This is a genomic window from Streptomyces sp. NPDC093065 (genome assembly GCF_044754585.1).
Lineage (GTDB): Bacteria > Actinomycetota > Actinomycetes > Streptomycetales > Streptomycetaceae > Streptomyces.
Genome location: NZ_JBIVPJ010000007.1, coordinates 114,564 through 131,056 on the forward strand (window position 1 = coordinate 114,564; position 16,493 = coordinate 131,056).

A 16,493-nucleotide genomic window follows, 5' to 3' on the forward strand; every position below is an offset into this window, starting at 1 on the left:
TGACGTCCACATCGACGCCGTCGCGGCGCCGCGGGTGGCCCGTCGGGATCGTCCGGCCCGCCGCCGGCCTGCCCCCGCCCGCGGGAGGACGGCGCGCGTGCCGCTCGCACGCGTGCGCGGCTCACGTCCGCTGCCCGAACAGCTCCCGCAGCACGTCCTCCATGGTCACCAGGCCCGCGAGCCGTCCGTCGGAGCCGAGTACGGCCGCCAGGTGGGTGCGGCTGCGCCGCATGGCGGTGAGCACGTCGTCCAGGGGGGTGCGCTCGCGCACCCGGGCGATGGGGCGCATGTCCGGCAGCCGGAACGGCACATTGCGCGGCGAGGCGTCCAAGGCGTCCTTCACGTGCAGGTAGCCGACGATCCGCCGCCCGTCGTCCACCACCGGGAACCGGGAGAACCCCGACTGCGCCGATAGCCGCTCCAACTGCTCAGGGGTGATGCCCACGCGCGCGTGCACGACGCGCTCCAGCGGCAGCACCACGTCCCGCACCGGCCGCCGGCCCAGCTCCAGGGCGTCGTGCAGCCGCTCCCGGGCCCGGTCGTCGATCAGCCCCGCCTCGCCGGCGTCCTTGACGATCTCCGCCAGCTCCGCGTCCGTGAAGGTCGCCGCCACCTCGTTCTTCGCCTCGACCCTGAGCAGCTTGAGCAGCCCGTTGGCGAAGGCGTTGACCGTGAAGATCACCGGGCGCAGGGCCCGGGACAGCGCCACCAGCGGGGGCCCGAGGATCAGCGCGCTGCGCACCGGCTCGGCCAGTGCGATGTTCTTCGGCACCATCTCGCCGAGCAGCATGTGCAGATACGTCGCCAGTGCCAGGGCGATCACGAAGGACACCGCGTGCCCCGCACCCGACGGCACACCCACCGCGTGGAACACCGGCTCCAGCAGATGCGCGATCGCAGGTTCCGCGACCACGCCGAGGACCAGCGTGCACAGGGTGATGCCGAGCTGGGCCGCGGCCAGCAGCGCGGACACGTGCTCCAGTCCCCACAGCACGCGCTCGGCGCGGGTGTCGCCCTCCTCGGCGTGCGGCTCCACCTGGCTGCGGCGCACGGAGATCAGCGCGAACTCGGCGCCCACGAAGAACGCGTTGACGACCAGCGTCGCCAGTCCGATCAGCAGCTGTACGGCGGTCAACGGCCGTCCTCCCCCTGGTCCTCCCCGGTGCCGAAACCGGCGTCGAAGCCGGGGCCGGCCGTGTCGGTCGTGTCGGTCGTGCCGGCCGTGTCGTTCAGGGGAGCGTGCATCAGCACCCTGGCCGCCCTGCGCCCCGTGGCGTCCACGACGTCCAGCCGCCAGCCCGAGACGTCAAGGCTGTCGCCGACGGCGGGGATGCGTCCGAGCCCGGCCGCGACCAGCCCCGCGACCGTCTCGTACGGCCCCTCCGGCACCCGCAGCCCCAGCCGCTCTAGCCGGTCCACGCGCGCCGAGCCGTCGGCCCAGTACAGCGCGTGCCCCTCCTCGTCCGTGCCGGCCGGGTCGAGGTCGGGCGTCTCGTGCGGATCGTGCTCGTCCCGTACCTGGCCGACGACCTCCTCGACGATGTCCTCCAGCGTGGCCACGCCCGCCGTCCCGCCGTACTCGTCGATCACCACGGCCATCGTGCGCCGCCCGGAGAGCCGGTCCAGGAGCCGGTCCACGGTCAGCGACTCGGGGACGAGCAACGGCTCGCGCATCAGGTCGGCGATCGGCATCCCCGGCCGCCGCTCGGCCGGCACCGCCAGGACGTCCTTGACGTGCGCCGTGCCGACCACGGCGTCGAGGGACCCCCGGTAGACGGGGAACCGGGACAGCCCCGTCGCCCGCGTCGCGTTCGCCACGTCCTCGCACGTCGCCCGTGCCTCCAGGGCCACGACCTGGACCCGCGGCGTCATCACCTGCTGCGCCGTCAGGTCGGCCAGGTTCAGGGTGCGCACGAACAACTCGGCGGTGTCGGCCTCCAGCGCGCCCTCCTTGGCCGAGTGCCGGGCGAGCGCCGCCAGCTCCTGCGGCCCGCGCGCGGAGGCCAGTTCCTCGGCGGGTTCCACACCGAAGCGGCGTACGACACGGTTGGCGGTGTTGTTCAGGTGGCTGATGAAGGGCCGGAAGACGGCGCTGAACCAGCGTTGCGGGCCGCCCACCCGCCTGGCCACGGCCAGCGGCGAGGAGATCGCCCAGTTCTTCGGCACCAGCTCACCGACGATCATCAGGAACACCGTCGACAGGGCCGTGCCCAGCACCAGCGCCAGCGAGGACGCCGCCGAACCGGACATGCCGAGGTCCTCCAGCGGCCCGGAGATCAGCGCCGCGACCGACGGCTCGGCGAGCATGCCGACGACCAGGTTGGTGACCGTGATGCCGAGCTGTGCGCCGGAGAGCTGGAAGGTCAGGTTCCGGACACCCTTGAGGGCGCTCGCCGCGCCCCGCTCGCCCCGCGCCGCGGCCCGCTCCAGCTCGCCCCGTTCGACGGTGGTCAGCGAGAACTCGGCCGCGACGAAGGCGCCGCACGCGAGCGAGAGCAGGATCGCCACCAGCAGCAGGAGCACTTCGGTCATCGGGTCACCTCGGATCCATGATCGGCCAGGAACCGGAGGTTCGCCCGATGTTCAAGCCTTCAACCTTTCGCCTCGCGCCGCTCAGCCGGTGAGGTGCTTCACCCAGCGCCGCCACTGCTCCTGCGGCTCGTACCCGGCGGCCCGCCATGCATGCTGGGCCCGTTCGTTGCGCACCAGCACCATGGCGTCCCCGCGGCGCCCGCCGAGCCGTACGAACCGCTCGTCGGCCGCCGCGAGCAGGGCCGAGCCGATGCCCCGGCGCCGGTGGTCCGGGTGCACCGCCAGCCGGTAGAGATGACAGCGCCAGCCGTCGAAACCGGCGATCACGGTGCCCACCAGCTCCCCGTCGCGCTCGGCCAAGAGCAGTGCCCCGGGGTCGCGCGCCACGAGGCGCTCCACGCCGTCCCGGTCGTCGCTGATGCTGGTCCCCTCGGCGGCCGTCTTCCAGAAGGCCAGCACGGCGTCCAGGTCCTCGGCCGCGGCGGGCCGTACGCGCAGATCGGTCATGCCGCGATCCCACCACGCGCGCCGGACCCCGGTGCGTTGATTCCGGCATGCGGACCGGCGGGCGGCCGGCCTTGCCCCTGCTAGCGCTTCGGCGCTAGCTTCGAGGTATGGCGAAGACCCAGAAGGCCCAGCTGAACGTGCGGGTGGACGAGGGCACCGCCCGGGCGGCCCGCGAGAAGGCACTGGCCCGGGGGATGAGCGTCAACCGCTACATCGAGGACCTGGTCCGGCAGGACACCGGCGAGGCCGGCCACACCTTCGTGGAGGCAGCCGCCGACTTCATGCGGCAGTACGAGAAGGTGTTCGCCGAGGAGGTCGGCGAGGGCCGTCACTGAGCCGTCCCGCCCCCGGATGAACGACCTCACCATCGATCTCGCCTGGCTGCTGATGCTCGCCGAGCAGCGCACTCCCGGCGACCCGCGGGTCACCGACTGGGGAGCGCTCGTCGCGGCCGTCGCCCGCCACCGGGCCGAGATATTCGACACCCCGGTCTACGCCACCCCGCACACCCGCGCCGCCGCCCTGCTCCAACTGCTGATCCACGTCCCGGCGCTGGAGCGCTCCAACGCCCTGTTCGCCTCGGCGGTCGCCTACGCCTACCTGGTCGCCAGCGGCATCGGCGTCGCTCCCGCGCCAGAGCAGGTGCGCGACCTCGCGCTGCTGGTCAAGCGGGGCGAGGCGTCGGTCGAGGAGATCGCGGACGAACTGCGCCGGTGGGGCGGGTGACCGTGCCACGGCTCAGGAAGGCCGCCAGGCCGTGCCCAGCACGCAGTACGAACTCGGCAGCGCCGGCCCGTTCTCCGGCATCATCGTCCGCCGGTAGGGCCCGAGCACGAAACCCGCGTCCCGCAGCGCCGCGACCGGTTCGCGGGACAGGTGGCAGCCGCCGGACAGAGGAGGCCACAGCGTCCGGTCCAGCGCGCGCTGGGTGAAGGTCATCATCGGCCCGCCGCCCCGGCCGTGCTCGAAGAACCGCACCTGTCCGCCGGGCCGCAGCACCCGCCGCAGCTCCGCCAGCGCCCGCGGCACGTCCCGGACGCTGCACAGCACCAGCGAGACCACGGCCGCGTCGAAGGCCTCGCTCTTGACCGGCAGCGCCTCCGCCGCACCCGGCGCCACGTCCACCGGCACCCGGGCGCGCTGCGCCGCGTCGACCGCCAACTTCCGCAGCACGCGCTCCGGTTCGACGGCGACGACCTCGGAGACGGTGCCCGGGTAGTGCGCGAAGTTCAGCCCGTTGCCCGCGCCGACCTCGATCACCCGCCCGGAGAGCCCGGCGAGCAGCCGCTCGCGGACGCGCGCCATGCCCATCCGGGTCTCGGCGCCCACACTGATCCGGGCGTAGTAGCGGGCGAACAGCGGATGGTGCACGGCATCCCGCGGCACCCCGCGGGCCCGGGCGGATCGCAGCGGCATGGGACCTCCCTCACGAGGCGGCAGCCCTACCGCGATTCTGCCCCGCGCAGGGCCGGTGCACCCACCGCGCGAGCGGCCGGCCCGGAGCGCGCCCGACCGGCCGCGCGGCCCCGGACCCCGGCGGCAGCAGCCGGGACCACCCGATCACGGCGAGCTGGTCCGCGCCGCGACTCCGTCCGCCGCCGTGCCGCCGAGTGGCGCCATCGCGCACCCTCCCGCGCCGCCGGTCGGGGACGTCTCGGACGCCACGGACGGGCACACACCCCGGTCGGGTTGGCTCCGTGGCGCCGAACGGGTCCGCGCCCGGATGGCCTGGACGGCGCGTGGTCCGTCGCCGCGCGCTCCCGCGCCGCCCGCCCCGAACACCCCGCCGGTCACGGCCCGTGCCGGTCGCCGAACGCGTCCGCGTCCCAGGTGCCGTCCAGCGGCGGCGCCAGCCAGCGCGGTGCCGCCGACCGGAAGCCGGCCGGGGCGAGGGACCCCGCCCCGGCCGGGACCGCGCCGAGGAGGGGAGCACCGGACACGTCCGGAAGGTCGGCGAGATTGCAGCGGGCGGCGAGGCCGGGGGACCCGGGCCAGCTCCCGATCACCAGCCCCGGCAGCTCCAGGCCCCGGGACCGCAGTTCGCGCGCCGTCAGCTCCGTGGTGTTCAGCGTGCCCAGCCCCGGCGACGTCACCAGCAGCACCGGTGCGCCCAGCAGACCGGCCACGTCCGCCAGCGTGCCGCCGGCCGCGTCGAAGCGCACGAGCAGCCCGCCCGCACCCTCGACCAGCACCAGGTCGTGCTCGGTGGCCAGCTTGGCCGCGGCCTCCGCCACCTCCGGCGGACGCACCGGCGCCCGCCCGGCCCGGCGCGCGGCCGTGCCCGGCGCCAACGGCTCGGGGAACCGGGCCACTTCGGCGACCGTCACGTCGCCCGCGAGCCGCGCCACCTCCTGGGCGTCCCCGGCCTCGTCCGGACCCACGCCCGTCTGCGCGGCCTTCAGCACGGCCACCGAACGGCCGCCGGCCAGGGCCGTCGCGGCGACGGCGGCGGTCACGACCGTCTTGCCGACCTCCGTGCCCGTGCCCGTGATCAGCAGTACCGGCATGTCACCCCTCCCGTGCCGCCGAGCACACCGCGCGGGCGATCCGTGCCACGTCCGCGTCACCCGTCACGTACGGCGGCATGGTGTAGACCAGGTCGCGGAACGGTCGCAGCCACACGCCCTCGCGCACGGCCGCCCGGGTCGCCGCCCGCATGTCGACGGGGTGGTCCAGCTGCACCACCCCGATCGCGCCGAGCACGCGTACGTCCCGCACCCCCGGCAGCCCGGCGGCGGGCGCGAGCCCTTCGCGCAGGCCCGCCTCGATCCGCTCGACCTCCGCGAGCCAGTCCTGGCCGAGCAGCAGTCCGATCGACGCACACGCCACGGCCGCCGCCAACGGGTTGCCCATGAACGTCGGCCCGTGGGCCAGCACCGGCACCTCGCCCCGCGAGATGCCCTCGGCCACCCGCGACGTGCACAGGGTGGCCGCCATCGTCAGATAGCCCCCGGTCAGCGCCTTGCCCACGCACATCACGTCCGGTGTCACCGCCGCGTGTTCCGCCGCGAACAGCGCGCCCGTGCGTCCGAACCCGGTGGCGATCTCGTCGAACACCAGCAGCACGTCGTGCGCGTCGCACGCCTCGCGCAGCACCCGCAGGTAGGCGGGGGAGTGGAAGCGCATTCCGCCCGCGCCCTGCACCACCGGCTCCACGATCACCGCGGCCAGCTCGTCGGCGTGCCGCTCGACCATCGACCGCAGGTGGTCGGCGTAGGCCTCCTCGTACCGTGCCGGGGGCGCGTCGGCGAAGAGCTGGCGCGGCAGGACGCCGGACCACAGGTCGTGCATGCCGCCCTCCGGGTCGCACACCGACATGGGCTGCCAGGTGTCGCCGTGGTAGCCGCCGCGCCAGGTGAGCAGGCGCCGCTTGCCGGGGCGGCCGAGCGAACGCCAGTACTGCAGGCACATCTTCACCGCGACCTCGACCGACACCGACCCGGAGTCGGCGAGGAACACATGCTCCAGGCCCTCGGGTGACATGTCGACAAGGAGCTTCGCCAGCCGCACGGCGGGCTCGTGGGTGAGCCCGCCGAACATGACGTGGCTCATCCGCTCCAACTGCTCGCGCGCGGCCTCGTTCAGCACCGGGTGGTTGTAGCCGTGGATCGCCGACCACCAGGACGACATCCCGTCGACCAGTTCCCCGGAGCCGTCGGCGGGCCGCAGCCGCACCCCGCTCGCCGACTCCACGACGAGCGGGTCCTGCCGGCCGGGCATGGGGCCGTACGGATGCCAGACGTGCCGCCGGTCGAGGGCCAGCAACTCGGCGACGTCCAGCGCCGGCTCAGGCATTGGGCGCGAGGTCCGTGCCGGCGCCGCGGCGGCGTACCGCCACCAGGTCCGTGCGGGGCTCCCCGGCGGGGCGCGGCGTCGTGGACGCGGGCGCGGGAGCGCACACCCCGCCGCCCGCGTGCGAGCCGCAACCACCGGCGCCGGCGGCCTCGCCGTCCGCGCCCGCGTGCGAACCGCAGCCGCCACCATCCTCGTGCGAGCCGCAGCCGCCACCTCCGTCGTGCGAGCCGCAGCCCCCACCCCGCACCGATGCGCGGTGCTCCGGCAGCGTGACCTCGCCGGCGCCCTCCACCTCGAAACCGGCGTCCGCGATCATCTCCAGGTCCGCGTGGCCCGCCTGGCCCTCGCTGGTGAGGTAGTCGCCGAGGAAGACCGAGTTGGCCAGGTGGAGCGCGAGTGGCTGCATCGTGCGCAGATGGACCTCGCGCCCGCCGGCGATGCGCACCTCGACGTCCGGGCAGACGAACCGCGTCATCGCCAGGATGCGCAGGCACCGCTGCGGGGTGAGGTGCCACTCCTTGGCCAGCGGTGTGCCCTCCATCGGGATCAGGAAGTTGACCGGCACCGAGTCCGGGTCCAGTTCGCGCAGCGAGAAGACCACGTCGACCAGGTCGGCGTCGCTCTCGCCCATGCCCGCGATGAGACCAGAGCAGGCGGACAGACCGGCGGCGTGCGCCTTGTTCACCGTGTCCACCCGGTCGGCGTACGTGTGCGTGGTCGTGATGTCGCCGTACGTCGACTCGGAGGTGTTGAGGTTGTGGTTGTAGGCGTCGGCACCGGCCTCCCGCAGCCGCTCCGCCTGGCCGTCGGAGAGCAGGCCCAGACAGGCGCACACCTCGACGGTCTCGTTCTGCTCCTTGATGGCCTTGATGGTGTCCGACACCCGGTCCACGTCCCGGTCGGTCGGACCCCGGCCGCTGGCCACCAGGCACACCCGCTTGGCGCCCCCGGACACGCCCGCCGAGGCGGCCGCGGAGGCCTGCTCGGGCCCCAGCCAGGTGTACTTGAGGATCTCCGCCTTGGAGCCCAGCCGCTGCGAGCAGTAGGAGCAGTCCTCGGGACACAGGCCCGACTTGAGGTTGACGAGATAGTTGAGTTTCACCCGTCGGCCGAACCAGTGACGGCGCACCTTCCCGGCCGCGGCCACCACGTCGAGCAGGTCGTCGTCGGAAGTGGCGAGGACGGCGAGTGCCTCCTCGCGGGTCGGCGACTCGCGCCGAAGCCCCTTGTCCACCAGCGTGTTCAGCAGGTCCATGAGAGCCGATCCTGTCCTAAGGGGCCGTCCGCGGCCAAGGAGACTTTGCACAACACTGACAGATCGACGTGTGGGTATTGCCACACCTCGCGGGGGTGGCCGGACCGCTAATGTCTGTTCATTGCCTACAAAACCCCGGAGGACCGCCCCATGGCGTTCGGCTGGATCGACGAGCAGGACCGGGCGCGCCGCGAGGCGGGACTCGTACGGGTGCTGCGCCGCCGTCCGGCGCAGTCCCCGCTGCTGGACCTGGCGAGCAACGACTACCTGGGACTGGCCCGTCACCCGGAGGTCGTCGAAGGAGCGGTCCGGGCCGCGCGGACCTGGGGCGGCGGCGCGACCGGCTCGCGCCTCGTGACCGGCACGACCGCACTGCACACCGAACTCGAGCGGGAGCTGGCCGAGTTCTGCGGGTTCGGGGCAGCGCTGGTCTTCTCCTCCGGCTACGCGGCCAACCTCGCCGCGGTCACCGCGCTGGCACCGCACGGCACTCTTGTCGTCTCCGACGCGGGCAACCACGCCTCCCTGATCGACGGCTGCCGGCTCGCCCGGGGCACCACGCAGGTCGTGGGACACGCCGACCCGGACGCCGTGCGCAAGGCATTGACGACGCACGACGGACCCGCCGTGGCCGTCTCCGACACGGTCTTCTCGGTCGACGGCGACGCCGCGCCCCTGGCCGCGCTCGCCGAGGCGTGCCGGGAACACGGCGCCGGACTGGTCGTCGACGACGCCCACGGCCTCGGCGTCCTCGGCGACGGCGGCCGGGGCGCACCGCAGGGCGCGGGACTCGCGGGCCGGGACGACGTCGTCGTGACCGTCACGCTGTCCAAGTCGCTCGGCGCCCAGGGCGGCGCCGTGCTGGGGCCCGCCCGGGTCGTCGACCACCTGGTCAACGCGGCCCGCACGTTCATCTTCGACACCGGACTCGCCCCCGCCGCGGCGGGAGCGGCCCTTGCGGCGCTCAGGCTGCTCGGCCGCGAGCCGGAGCGCGCGGCACGGGCCCGTGCCGTCGCCGGTGAACTGCACGCACGCCTGACCGCCGCAGGTCTGGACGCGGTACGTCCGGACGCCGCGGTCGTCTCGGTGCGTGCGCCCTCCCCGGAGGAGGCCGTGCGATGGGCGGCCGACTGCCGTGCGGCCGGCCTGTCCGTGGGCTGTTTCCGCCCTCCGTCCGTGCCCGACGGGATCTCACGGCTCAGGCTGACCGCTCGCGGGGACCTCTCCGGGGATCAGATCGAACGTGCTGTACGGGTGATCGGCGAAACGCGGCCATGAGTCGGCGTGACACGGCCGTGCGTCGTCCGGCGCCCGGCGTGGTCAGCCGCGGTGGACGCAGGCGGTGAACGCCGTCCAGCTCCCGGGGGAGAAGAGCAGGGCGGGGCCTGCCGGATTCTTGGAGTCGCGCACGGCGAGCAGTCCGGCGCAGGGACCGGCCGACGGACGAGCCGTCTCCACGCAGTTGTTCGCGCCGGTGCTGTAACTGCTGCGCAGCCACCGGGCGCCGGTCATATCGGTGCTGACAGGGATGTTCCGCGGAAGTTCGGACATGGAGCCTGACATGGTGCCTCCTTACGCGCCTGCCGCGGTCGCGGCGATGAAGTCCAACGAGTCCTCGGGCGAAAGGGCATGGATCAGAAGGGCGTTGAAGGCCTCGGTGTAGGCCTCTAGGTCTTCTTTCCGTTCGAGGTGCAGGCTACTCGTCAAGTGGTCGAGAACAACCACGTCGAGATCAGAAGTGCTCGAAAAAGAGAAGATTACGAAAGGGCCGGTGACACCGATGTGCGCCCCGGCGGCGAACGGCAGCACCTGGAGCCGGACATGGGGGAGCCGCGCGGCCTCGACCAGTCTGGTCAGTTGACGGTCCATCACCCCCGGCCCGCCCACCTCCCGGCGCAGCACCGCCTCGTCCAGGACCGCGCTCAGCGCCAACGGCGGCTGTGCCCGCAGCACGTCCTGCCGGGCCAGCCGGACCTCCACCAGAGTGTCCAGCCGCTCCTCCGGCAGTCCGTCCACCGCGGCCCGCGTCACCGCGCGGGCGTACTCCGGCGTCTGGAGCAGGCCGGGGACCACGGTGGTCTCCAGTGTGCGCATGGCGCTGGCCTGCGACTCCAGGCTGATGAAGTCCCGGTAGGTCGGGGGCAGCACCCCGCGGTAGGCGTGCCACCAGTGGTTGCGGCCGCCCGCCCCGTCCTGGTGCGCCAGCGTCACCAGCAGCCCCCGCAACTGCTCGTCGCGCACGCCGTAGACGTCCAGCAGTAACCGCACGTCGGCCGGTTTCGTGCCGCTCGTCCCGGTCTCGATCCGGCTGACCTTCGACTGGTGCCAGCCCACGAGCCGGGCCGCCTCGCCGCTGGTGATGCCCGCCGCTGTGCGCAGGGCGCGCAGTTCCGCGCCCAGCTTCCGGCGGCGCACCACGGGACCGTGCTGCATGGGACAACTCCCTTACTCCTTATGAGCCGCCCAAATACGCTCTGCCGTCGCAGAGTTCACCGCTTCGAGCGACAGATATATGCATATCTTGGTGGATCGCCGCCCTTCGCGGGCCTGGTGATGGCAGTCTGGCGGCGAAGCACCAGTCCGGGACCGTACTCGAACCATCCGCTCCGTGTCGGGCCTGCGGTCCCGTGAGAAAGGGACGACGTCGCCATGGCAGACCATCTGGAAGCATCCGTCACTCTGCCGAGCGATCCCGCCTCGGTGGCCGCCGCGCGGACCTACGTGGTCGGCACTCTGGCGGAATGGGGGCTGCCGGCCGACGCCGACCTGTCCGAGACCGTCCGGCTCGTCGTGTCCGAACTGGCGACCAACGCGGTCCAGCACACGTTGGGGCAGTCGCCCACCTTCACGGTGGACCTGGTCCTCGACCGCGACGAGCGGCTGCGCGTCGGTGTCACCGACAGCCATCCGCGCTTCCCCAAGCGCCTGCCCGCGGCCGTGCAGCAGGACAACGGGCGGGGCATGGTGATCATCCGCTGGCTGACCGCCGAGTGCGGCGGCAGGCTGAGGGTCCGGCCCACAGGCGAGGGCGGCAAGACCGTCTCGATCGAGCTGCCCTGGACGCCCCCGGACCGGCCGGCCGCACCCGCGGGGGTGACGGCGGCCCAGAACGCCGTCACCCCCGCGGGCGGACTACTTGACCCGGCCGTACCAGACGCTTGACGTCCAGATCTTCTCCAGGCGCACCACGGCGCCGGTCTTCGGCGCGTGCCAGATCCTGCCCTTCCCGGCGTAGATGCCGACGTGGTAGACGCTGCTGCCGGAGTGGAAGAACACGAGGTCTCCGGCCTTGCGGTTGGTCACGGAGACGCGGCTGGTCTTGTTGTACTGCTGGGCCGCCGTGCGCGGCAGTTTCTTGCCGGCCTTCTTGAACGAGTACAGCGTCAGGCCGGAACAGTCGAACCGGGAGGGGCCGGTGGCGCCCCATCGGTACGGGGCGCCCTTCTTGGAAGCCGCGATCTTGAGGGCTTTCGTCGCATGGCTCGCCGCGGCCGCCTCGGCGGCGGCACCGGGGACCACGACGGAGCCGCCCACGGCGGCGAGGGTGAGGGCCGAGGCCGTACCGGCACGAGCCATCAGGGACGGGACACGATTGAGCGCGGACATGCGCAACCCTTCGTCAGCCGCCTGTGAAGGATGACCTGTCGGATTCGGGCTGGCGAAGTTGCCCGGCCGCACGTGTGCGGCTTCACCCCAAGGGCCGCTGGGACCGGTGCCTCTCGCGGAGGCGGCCGGTCCGGCGACCCGTCGTGCTCGGGTCCTCCACTCCTGCCGATCCACTTCCCTTGCGACCGGTCGTCCGGACGGCGGCAGGACTCGGCGTCCGCCCGGACCGCCCCGCCGCTGCGGCGGGGGCTTGTCGTCAGTCACGGATCTTGTCCCGCCCCACGGGGAATTCCCAACGGAACGTGCTCTTTGTGTTGTTACGTGCCGTTCATCCGTTCGGGTTGGCGCCCTCCCGTCCGAGGAGTCGTCGAGTGCGGCGGCGGCCCCGGGACCAGCGGCGCAGCGGCGCGATCCGCAAGCCGTGGGCACGGGCGCCGCAACTTCGACCGGTTGCGAATCGGAGGTGTTCCTACGCCGAAAGGGGGTACGCCGTTTGGTCCGTTTCGGAACAGTCCGTTTCGGATCGGATTCAGATCGGATCCGGCTTGTTCCGGCTCGGGCGATACGGCTCGGGACGATGCGGCTCGGGACGACGAGGCGCCGGCCTTCTCAGCTCCCGGAACAGGGCGGAAGGCCGACCCGTGCCGTCCGCCGCTCGCCGTCCAGCACCCGCAGCGCCCGGGCCAGGGTGGTGGCGTGCACCTCCGTCTCGCCGCGTCGGTGCATCAGCGCCAGCGCGTCCCGCAGCGCCGTCGCCTTGCCGACCAGCGCCTGGGCGGCCCGCAGTCCGCGGTACGTGTCGCCGTCCCGCCCGGGGTTGATGCGGCCCAGCAGGTCGACGACGTCCAGATAGCGGTCGACGACCTCCGCCTCGGCGCGGGTCAGAGCGGGCAGCGGCGGCAACTCGGGTGGCAGCACCGGCCCGGTCACCTCGCGCCGGGCGTGGCCGACGGCGTCCTGCGGTCCGGCACGATCCGGTCCACCAGGCCGTATTCCAGCGCCTGTTGGGCGTCGAGGATCGTGTCCCGCTCGATGTCCGCGTTCACTTGCCCGGGAGTGCGGCCCGTGTGCCGTACGAGGATCTCCTCCAGACGGGCGCGGATGCGGACCAGTTCGGCGGCGTGGACGGCCAGGTCGCTCGCCTGTCCCTCCACCGGTTCGGTCAGCGCCGGCTGGCGGATCACCACCCGGGCGCCGGGCAGCACGGCACGCTTGCCCGGGGTGCCCGCCGCCAGCAGCACCGCGGCGGACGAACCGGCCTGTCCGAGGCAGGTCGTCGCCACGTCGCAGGTGACGTAGCGCATCGTGTCGTAGATCGCCGTCATGGCGGTGAAGGAGCCGCCGGGGGAGTTGACGTACAACTCGATGTCGCGGTCCGGCGCCTGGTGCTCCAGGTACATGAACTGCGCCATCACGTCGTTCGCGGAGGTCTCGTCGATCGGTGTCCCGAGGAAGACGATCCGCTCCTGGAGCAGCTTGGAGTACGGATCCATCGTCCGGGCCCCGGCACTCGTGCGCTCGGTGAACTCGGGCAGGACATGGCGGGCGGACGGTCGGGTCATGGTGAACCCCTTCTCGTGGCAGAGCCGTCTTCTGCTGCACTCTCTCCGTAAAAAATGTACAGGACGTACTCTTTCGGGGAGCGGATTCGGGCGAAACCGTAAGCTGGGGTCATGGCCTACGAGATTCCGGTGACGCAAGCCAGGGCTGAGCTCGCCGACCTGATCAACCGGGTGGTGTACGGCGGTGAGCGCGTCGTCGTGACGCGGCACGGCAAGCCTCTCGTCGCCCTCGTCTCCGCCGCCGACCTCGAGCGACTGGAGGAGGTCCAGGGGTCCTCGGACGCCCAGGTGATCACCTCGGTCGCCGCGGCCCACGACACGGCCGCCGCCTCGGGGCCCCGCGAGCACCACCGCTTCGGTATCGCCGCGGAGCACCGGGGGCCGAACCCGTCCTAGTGCGGGCATGCCGGAAGCCGCCCACCGCAATCGGTAATCAATCGGTCAAAACCGGGTGACGTGACCGTGACACTCCAGCCCTGATCTGCACCCCGATCCACCTGCGGGCCGCGCGGGCGACCTGGCCGAGTGCCGAACTCGACGCCGTCGCCTCGCTGTTCCCCAAGGGTGCGCATCAGCCCGTCGTGCTCGGGCTGGCGGCGCGCGCTGCCGGTCTCGGGGCGCTCGACGCCGCGTACTGCTCCCTCTACGAGAGGGTGAGCGGGCCCGCGACGGCGGTCGTGCGGCTGCTCGGTCTCGATCCGTTCGACGCGACGGGGGTGTTGGCGCGGCTGGCGGGTGACGCGGACCGGGCGGCGGGCGACGCGGTGGAGGTGGCGGGGCGTGTCCTGCCGGTGCTGGAGGGCGAGGGGCCCCTCGCCGTGCGCCGGACCCGGGGGAGCGGAGCCGAGGCCCGGGTGATGCTGGTCGGCGCGATGAGCGGGCCGCTCGGTGGCGACCACTCCACCGTGGCGGTCCATGCGGCGCGCGGTGCCCGGCTGCGGGTCGGCTCGGCCGCCGCCGCACCGGCGCTGCCCGGGCAGGACAAGGCCGGTGCCCGCACGACGTCCGGCTCACCGTCGACGACGACGCCGGGCTGTGCCGGCTGCCGGAGCAGCTGATCTCCGCCGACGGCAGCGACCTGCACGTCACCACGTCCGTCGACCTGGCCGCCGGGGCCCGGCGGCTGCTGCGCGAGGAGCAGGTGCTCGGGCGTGGCCGGGGATGAACCCGGCCGCCTCACCAGCCGTCTGACCGTACGGATCGGCGGAAGGTGCGTCCTCGACCAGAAGCTGGCCTGCGGGCCCGGCGCGCCGGCGGGACACCGCGCGGTCGGCCAGCTGGTCGTCGTACGGCCGGAGTTCGCCGGCCGGCCGCCGGCGGCGCGTGTGTTCGACGAGGGTGCGGCCGTCATGCCGCTCGCCGGGCCCGCCGCGCTGGTGACCGCCGTGGCACCGGACGGGCTGCGGCTGCGACGGCTGCTGGACGGGGCGCGGGCCTCGCTGGACTGAGGTTCACGTCGACGAGTCCGTCGATCGAACGCGCTGATCCGTTTATCGGATTGGCAAAGAAGTAGCACCAACTCTGTTCTCAGCAAACCCACAGCCGCGAGGATCCCCGTACTTGTCGCGAACACGTACGGGGAGGGCCACTTGAGGAAGAGCAGCATGCGGCGGAGGGCGACCGCGTTCGGCTCGGCTGGAGCGCTGGTCACCGCCACGCTGATAGCCGGCGCCGTCTCGGCGCCCGCCGCGAGCGCCGCCCCGGCCGACGGGAACGGGCACGCGCGCGGCTGGGACCGGGAGGCACGCGGCGCGGCCGTCGCCGCCGCCCGCGCCGCCCGAAACGGCATCGACTGGGAGGACTGCGCCGCCGACTGGAACCTGCCCAAGCCCATCCAGTGCGGCTACGTCACGGTGCCGCTGGACTACGCCAAGCCGTTCGGCAAGCAGATCAAGCTCGCCGTCGACCGCATCGGCAACACCGGCACCAAGAGCGAGCGTCAGGGCGCGCTCATCTACAACCCGGGCGGTCCCGGCGGCTCCGGCCTGCGCTTCCCGGCCCGCGTCACGAGCAAGAGCGCCGTGTGGGCCAAGACCGCCAAGGCCTACGACTTCGTCGGCTTCGACCCGCGCGGCGTCGGCCACTCCGCACCCATCTCCTGCGTCGACCCGAAGGAGTTCGTCAAGGCGCCCAAGGCCGACCCCGTGCCCGGCTCCGAGGCGGACAAGCGCGTCCAGCGGGGGCTCGCCCGCGAGTACGCCGAGGGCTGCTTCGAGCGCAGCGGCGCGATGCTCCCGCACATGACCACGCCGAACACCGCGCGCGACCTCGACGTCATCCGCGCCGCGCTCGGCGAGAAGAAGCTCAACTACCTCGGCGTCTCCTACGGCACCTACCTCGGCGCCGTCTACGGCACCCTCTTCCCGGGCCACGTGCGCCGCATGGTCGTCGACAGCGTCGTCAACCCGTCCCGCGACAAGATCTGGTACCAGGCCAACCTGGACCAGGACGTCGCCTTCGAGGGCCGCTGGAAGGACTGGCAGGACTGGGTCGCCGCGAACGACGCCGCCTACCACCTCGGCGACACCCGCGCCGAGGTCCAGGAGCAGTGGCTGAAGCTGCGCGCCGCCGCCGCGAAGAAGCCGCTGGGCGGCGTCGTGGGACCGGCCGAGCTGATCTCCTTCTTCCAGAGCGCCCCCTACTACGACTCCGCCTGGGCGCCGACCGCGGAGATCTTCAGCAAGTACGTCGCCGGTGACACCCAGGCGCTCGTCGACGCCGCCGCGCCCGACCCGTCCGACACCGCGGGCAACGCCTCCGCGGAGAACGGCAACGCCGTCTACACGGCCGTCGAGTGCACCGACGCCAAGTGGCCCACGAACTGGAACACCTGGGACCGCGACAACACCAGGCTGCACCGCGACCACCCGTTCATGACCTGGGCCAACGCCTGGATGAACCTGCCCTGCGCCACCTGGCCGGTCAAGCAGCAGACCCCGCTGAACGTCAAGACCGGCAAGGGACTTCCCCCGGTCCTGATCGTCCAGTCCGAGCGGGACGCGGCCACCCCGTACGCGGGCGCCGTCGAACTGCACCAGCGGTTCAAGGGTTCCCGGCTCGTCACCGAGCGGGACGCCGGCTCGCACGGAGTCACCGGACTGGTCAACCCGTGCGTCAACGACCGCGTGGACACCTACCTGCTCACCGGCAGGACGGACGCCCGTGACGTGACCTGCGCGCCGCACGCCACGCCCAAGCCGTAGCCCGGCGGGCGGACACCAGGACAGGGTGCGACC

The 16,493-nt window shown here is 72.9% G+C and carries 18 protein-coding genes, 2 pseudogenes and 1 riboswitch; of the genes and pseudogenes, 8 read left to right on the forward strand and 12 right to left on the reverse strand.

All coding sequences use genetic code 11. The features are described from left to right. Window positions 1-121: 121 nt before the first annotated feature. From ACIQFU_RS14780 to ACIQFU_RS14790, 3 genes are all read right to left on the reverse strand, one after another. Window positions 122-1,135, reverse strand: coding sequence for a hemolysin family protein (locus tag ACIQFU_RS14780; RefSeq protein ID WP_402551581.1), 1,014 nt, complete (start codon window positions 1,133-1,135; stop codon window positions 122-124). Next, window positions 1,132-2,532, reverse strand: a complete 1,401-nt coding sequence (locus ACIQFU_RS14785; protein ID WP_402551582.1) for a hemolysin family protein — start codon at window positions 2,530-2,532, stop codon at window positions 1,132-1,134. The genes ACIQFU_RS14780 and ACIQFU_RS14785 overlap by 4 nt, the downstream gene beginning before the upstream one ends. 81 nt (window positions 2,533-2,613) lie before the next feature. Further along, window positions 2,614-3,222 (reverse strand): GNAT family N-acetyltransferase, encoded by a 609-nt coding sequence (locus ACIQFU_RS14790; protein WP_402551584.1) that lies wholly within the window; start codon window positions 3,220-3,222, stop codon window positions 2,614-2,616. On the opposite strand from ACIQFU_RS14790, the gene ACIQFU_RS14795 reads away from it, so the two are divergent. Both ACIQFU_RS14795 and ACIQFU_RS14800 read left to right on the forward strand, forming a co-directional pair. Continuing rightward, window positions 3,147-3,374: a toxin-antitoxin system HicB family antitoxin gene (locus ACIQFU_RS14795; RefSeq protein WP_402551585.1), complete on the forward strand. Its 228-nt coding sequence runs from the start codon at window positions 3,147-3,149 to the stop codon at window positions 3,372-3,374. The two genes, ACIQFU_RS14790 and ACIQFU_RS14795, sit on opposite strands and share 76 nt — an antisense overlap. A gap of 16 nt (window positions 3,375-3,390) precedes the next feature. Continuing rightward, on the forward strand, window positions 3,391-3,765 hold the full coding sequence (locus ACIQFU_RS14800) for a fic family toxin-antitoxin system, toxin component (RefSeq protein ID WP_402551587.1): 375 nt from the start codon (window positions 3,391-3,393) through the stop codon (window positions 3,763-3,765). A 12-nt stretch (window positions 3,766-3,777) separates the two neighbouring features. On the opposite strand, the gene ACIQFU_RS14805 is transcribed toward ACIQFU_RS14800, so the two are convergent. The 4 genes from ACIQFU_RS14805 to bioB all read right to left on the reverse strand — a co-directional run bounded on the left by ACIQFU_RS14805 (window position 3,778) and on the right by bioB (window position 8,089). Further along, complete coding sequence (locus ACIQFU_RS14805; RefSeq protein ID WP_402551589.1) at window positions 3,778-4,455, reverse strand: class I SAM-dependent methyltransferase; 678 nt, start codon at window positions 4,453-4,455, stop codon at window positions 3,778-3,780. A 374-nt stretch (window positions 4,456-4,829) separates the two neighbouring features. Then, window positions 4,830-5,546: a dethiobiotin synthase gene (gene bioD / locus ACIQFU_RS14810; protein ID WP_402551591.1), complete on the reverse strand. Its 717-nt coding sequence runs from the start codon at window positions 5,544-5,546 to the stop codon at window positions 4,830-4,832. A 1-nt stretch (window position 5,547) separates the two neighbouring features. After that, window positions 5,548-6,834: an adenosylmethionine--8-amino-7-oxononanoate transaminase gene (locus ACIQFU_RS14815; protein WP_402551593.1), complete on the reverse strand. Its 1,287-nt coding sequence runs from the start codon at window positions 6,832-6,834 to the stop codon at window positions 5,548-5,550. Next, complete coding sequence (gene bioB, locus ACIQFU_RS14820) at window positions 6,827-8,089, reverse strand: biotin synthase BioB (RefSeq protein WP_402551595.1); 1,263 nt, start codon at window positions 8,087-8,089, stop codon at window positions 6,827-6,829. Before bioB ends, ACIQFU_RS14815 begins: the two co-directional genes overlap by 8 nt. Window positions 8,090-8,239: 150 nt before the next feature. On the opposite strand from bioB, the gene ACIQFU_RS14825 reads away from it, so the two are divergent. Further along, a complete protein-coding gene (locus ACIQFU_RS14825) occupies window positions 8,240-9,367 on the forward strand; it encodes an 8-amino-7-oxononanoate synthase (protein WP_402551596.1) in 1,128 nt (375 codons plus the stop codon). Window positions 9,368-9,409: 42 nt separating this feature from the next. On the opposite strand, the gene ACIQFU_RS14830 is transcribed toward ACIQFU_RS14825, so the two are convergent. Both ACIQFU_RS14830 and ACIQFU_RS14835 read right to left on the reverse strand, forming a co-directional pair. Beyond that, window positions 9,410-9,640 (reverse strand): DUF397 domain-containing protein, encoded by a 231-nt coding sequence (locus ACIQFU_RS14830; RefSeq protein ID WP_402551922.1) that lies wholly within the window; start codon window positions 9,638-9,640, stop codon window positions 9,410-9,412. 21 nt (window positions 9,641-9,661) lie between these two features. Continuing rightward, complete coding sequence (locus ACIQFU_RS14835) at window positions 9,662-10,522, reverse strand: helix-turn-helix domain-containing protein (protein ID WP_402551597.1); 861 nt, start codon at window positions 10,520-10,522, stop codon at window positions 9,662-9,664. A 216-nt stretch (window positions 10,523-10,738) separates the two neighbouring features. On the opposite strand from ACIQFU_RS14835, the gene ACIQFU_RS14840 reads away from it, so the two are divergent. Further along, on the forward strand, window positions 10,739-11,251 hold the full coding sequence (locus tag ACIQFU_RS14840; RefSeq protein ID WP_402551599.1) for an ATP-binding protein: 513 nt from the start codon (window positions 10,739-10,741) through the stop codon (window positions 11,249-11,251). Here the strand turns inward: ACIQFU_RS14840 and ACIQFU_RS14845 are convergent. From ACIQFU_RS14845 to ACIQFU_RS14855, 3 genes are all read right to left on the reverse strand, one after another. Further along, window positions 11,222-11,695 carry a C40 family peptidase gene (locus ACIQFU_RS14845; RefSeq protein WP_402551601.1) on the reverse strand — a complete coding sequence of 158 codons (474 nt, stop codon included), beginning with the start codon at window positions 11,693-11,695 and terminating at the stop codon, window positions 11,222-11,224. The two genes, ACIQFU_RS14840 and ACIQFU_RS14845, sit on opposite strands and share 30 nt — an antisense overlap. Before the next feature lie 31 nt (window positions 11,696-11,726). Then, window positions 11,727-11,797, reverse strand: a riboswitch (cyclic di-AMP (ydaO/yuaA leader). A 507-nt stretch (window positions 11,798-12,304) separates the two neighbouring features. Continuing rightward, complete coding sequence (locus ACIQFU_RS14850) at window positions 12,305-12,613, reverse strand: hypothetical protein (protein WP_402551602.1); 309 nt, start codon at window positions 12,611-12,613, stop codon at window positions 12,305-12,307. An 8-nt stretch (window positions 12,614-12,621) separates the two neighbouring features. Beyond that, complete coding sequence (locus ACIQFU_RS14855) at window positions 12,622-13,257, reverse strand: ATP-dependent Clp protease proteolytic subunit (protein WP_402551603.1); 636 nt, start codon at window positions 13,255-13,257, stop codon at window positions 12,622-12,624. A gap of 111 nt (window positions 13,258-13,368) precedes the next feature. Here ACIQFU_RS14855 and ACIQFU_RS14860 point away from each other — a divergent pair, with 111 nt between their 5' ends. The 4 genes and pseudogenes from ACIQFU_RS14860 to ACIQFU_RS14875 all read left to right on the forward strand — a co-directional run bounded on the left by ACIQFU_RS14860 (window position 13,369) and on the right by ACIQFU_RS14875 (window position 16,460). Further along, window positions 13,369-13,653 (forward strand): type II toxin-antitoxin system Phd/YefM family antitoxin, encoded by a 285-nt coding sequence (locus ACIQFU_RS14860; RefSeq protein ID WP_402551605.1) that lies wholly within the window; start codon window positions 13,369-13,371, stop codon window positions 13,651-13,653. A gap of 101 nt (window positions 13,654-13,754) precedes the next feature. Further along, window positions 13,755-13,979 (forward strand): annotated as a pseudogene (locus ACIQFU_RS14865) (urease accessory UreF family protein); the annotation flags it as partial. Continuing rightward, window positions 13,974-14,705, forward strand: a pseudogene (locus ACIQFU_RS14870) (urease accessory protein UreD). The pseudogenes ACIQFU_RS14865 and ACIQFU_RS14870, both read left to right, overlap by 6 nt. 141 nt (window positions 14,706-14,846) lie before the next feature. Further along, window positions 14,847-16,460 (forward strand): alpha/beta hydrolase, encoded by a 1,614-nt coding sequence (locus tag ACIQFU_RS14875; RefSeq protein ID WP_402551607.1) that lies wholly within the window; start codon window positions 14,847-14,849, stop codon window positions 16,458-16,460. Window positions 16,461-16,493: the final 33 nt, after the last annotated feature.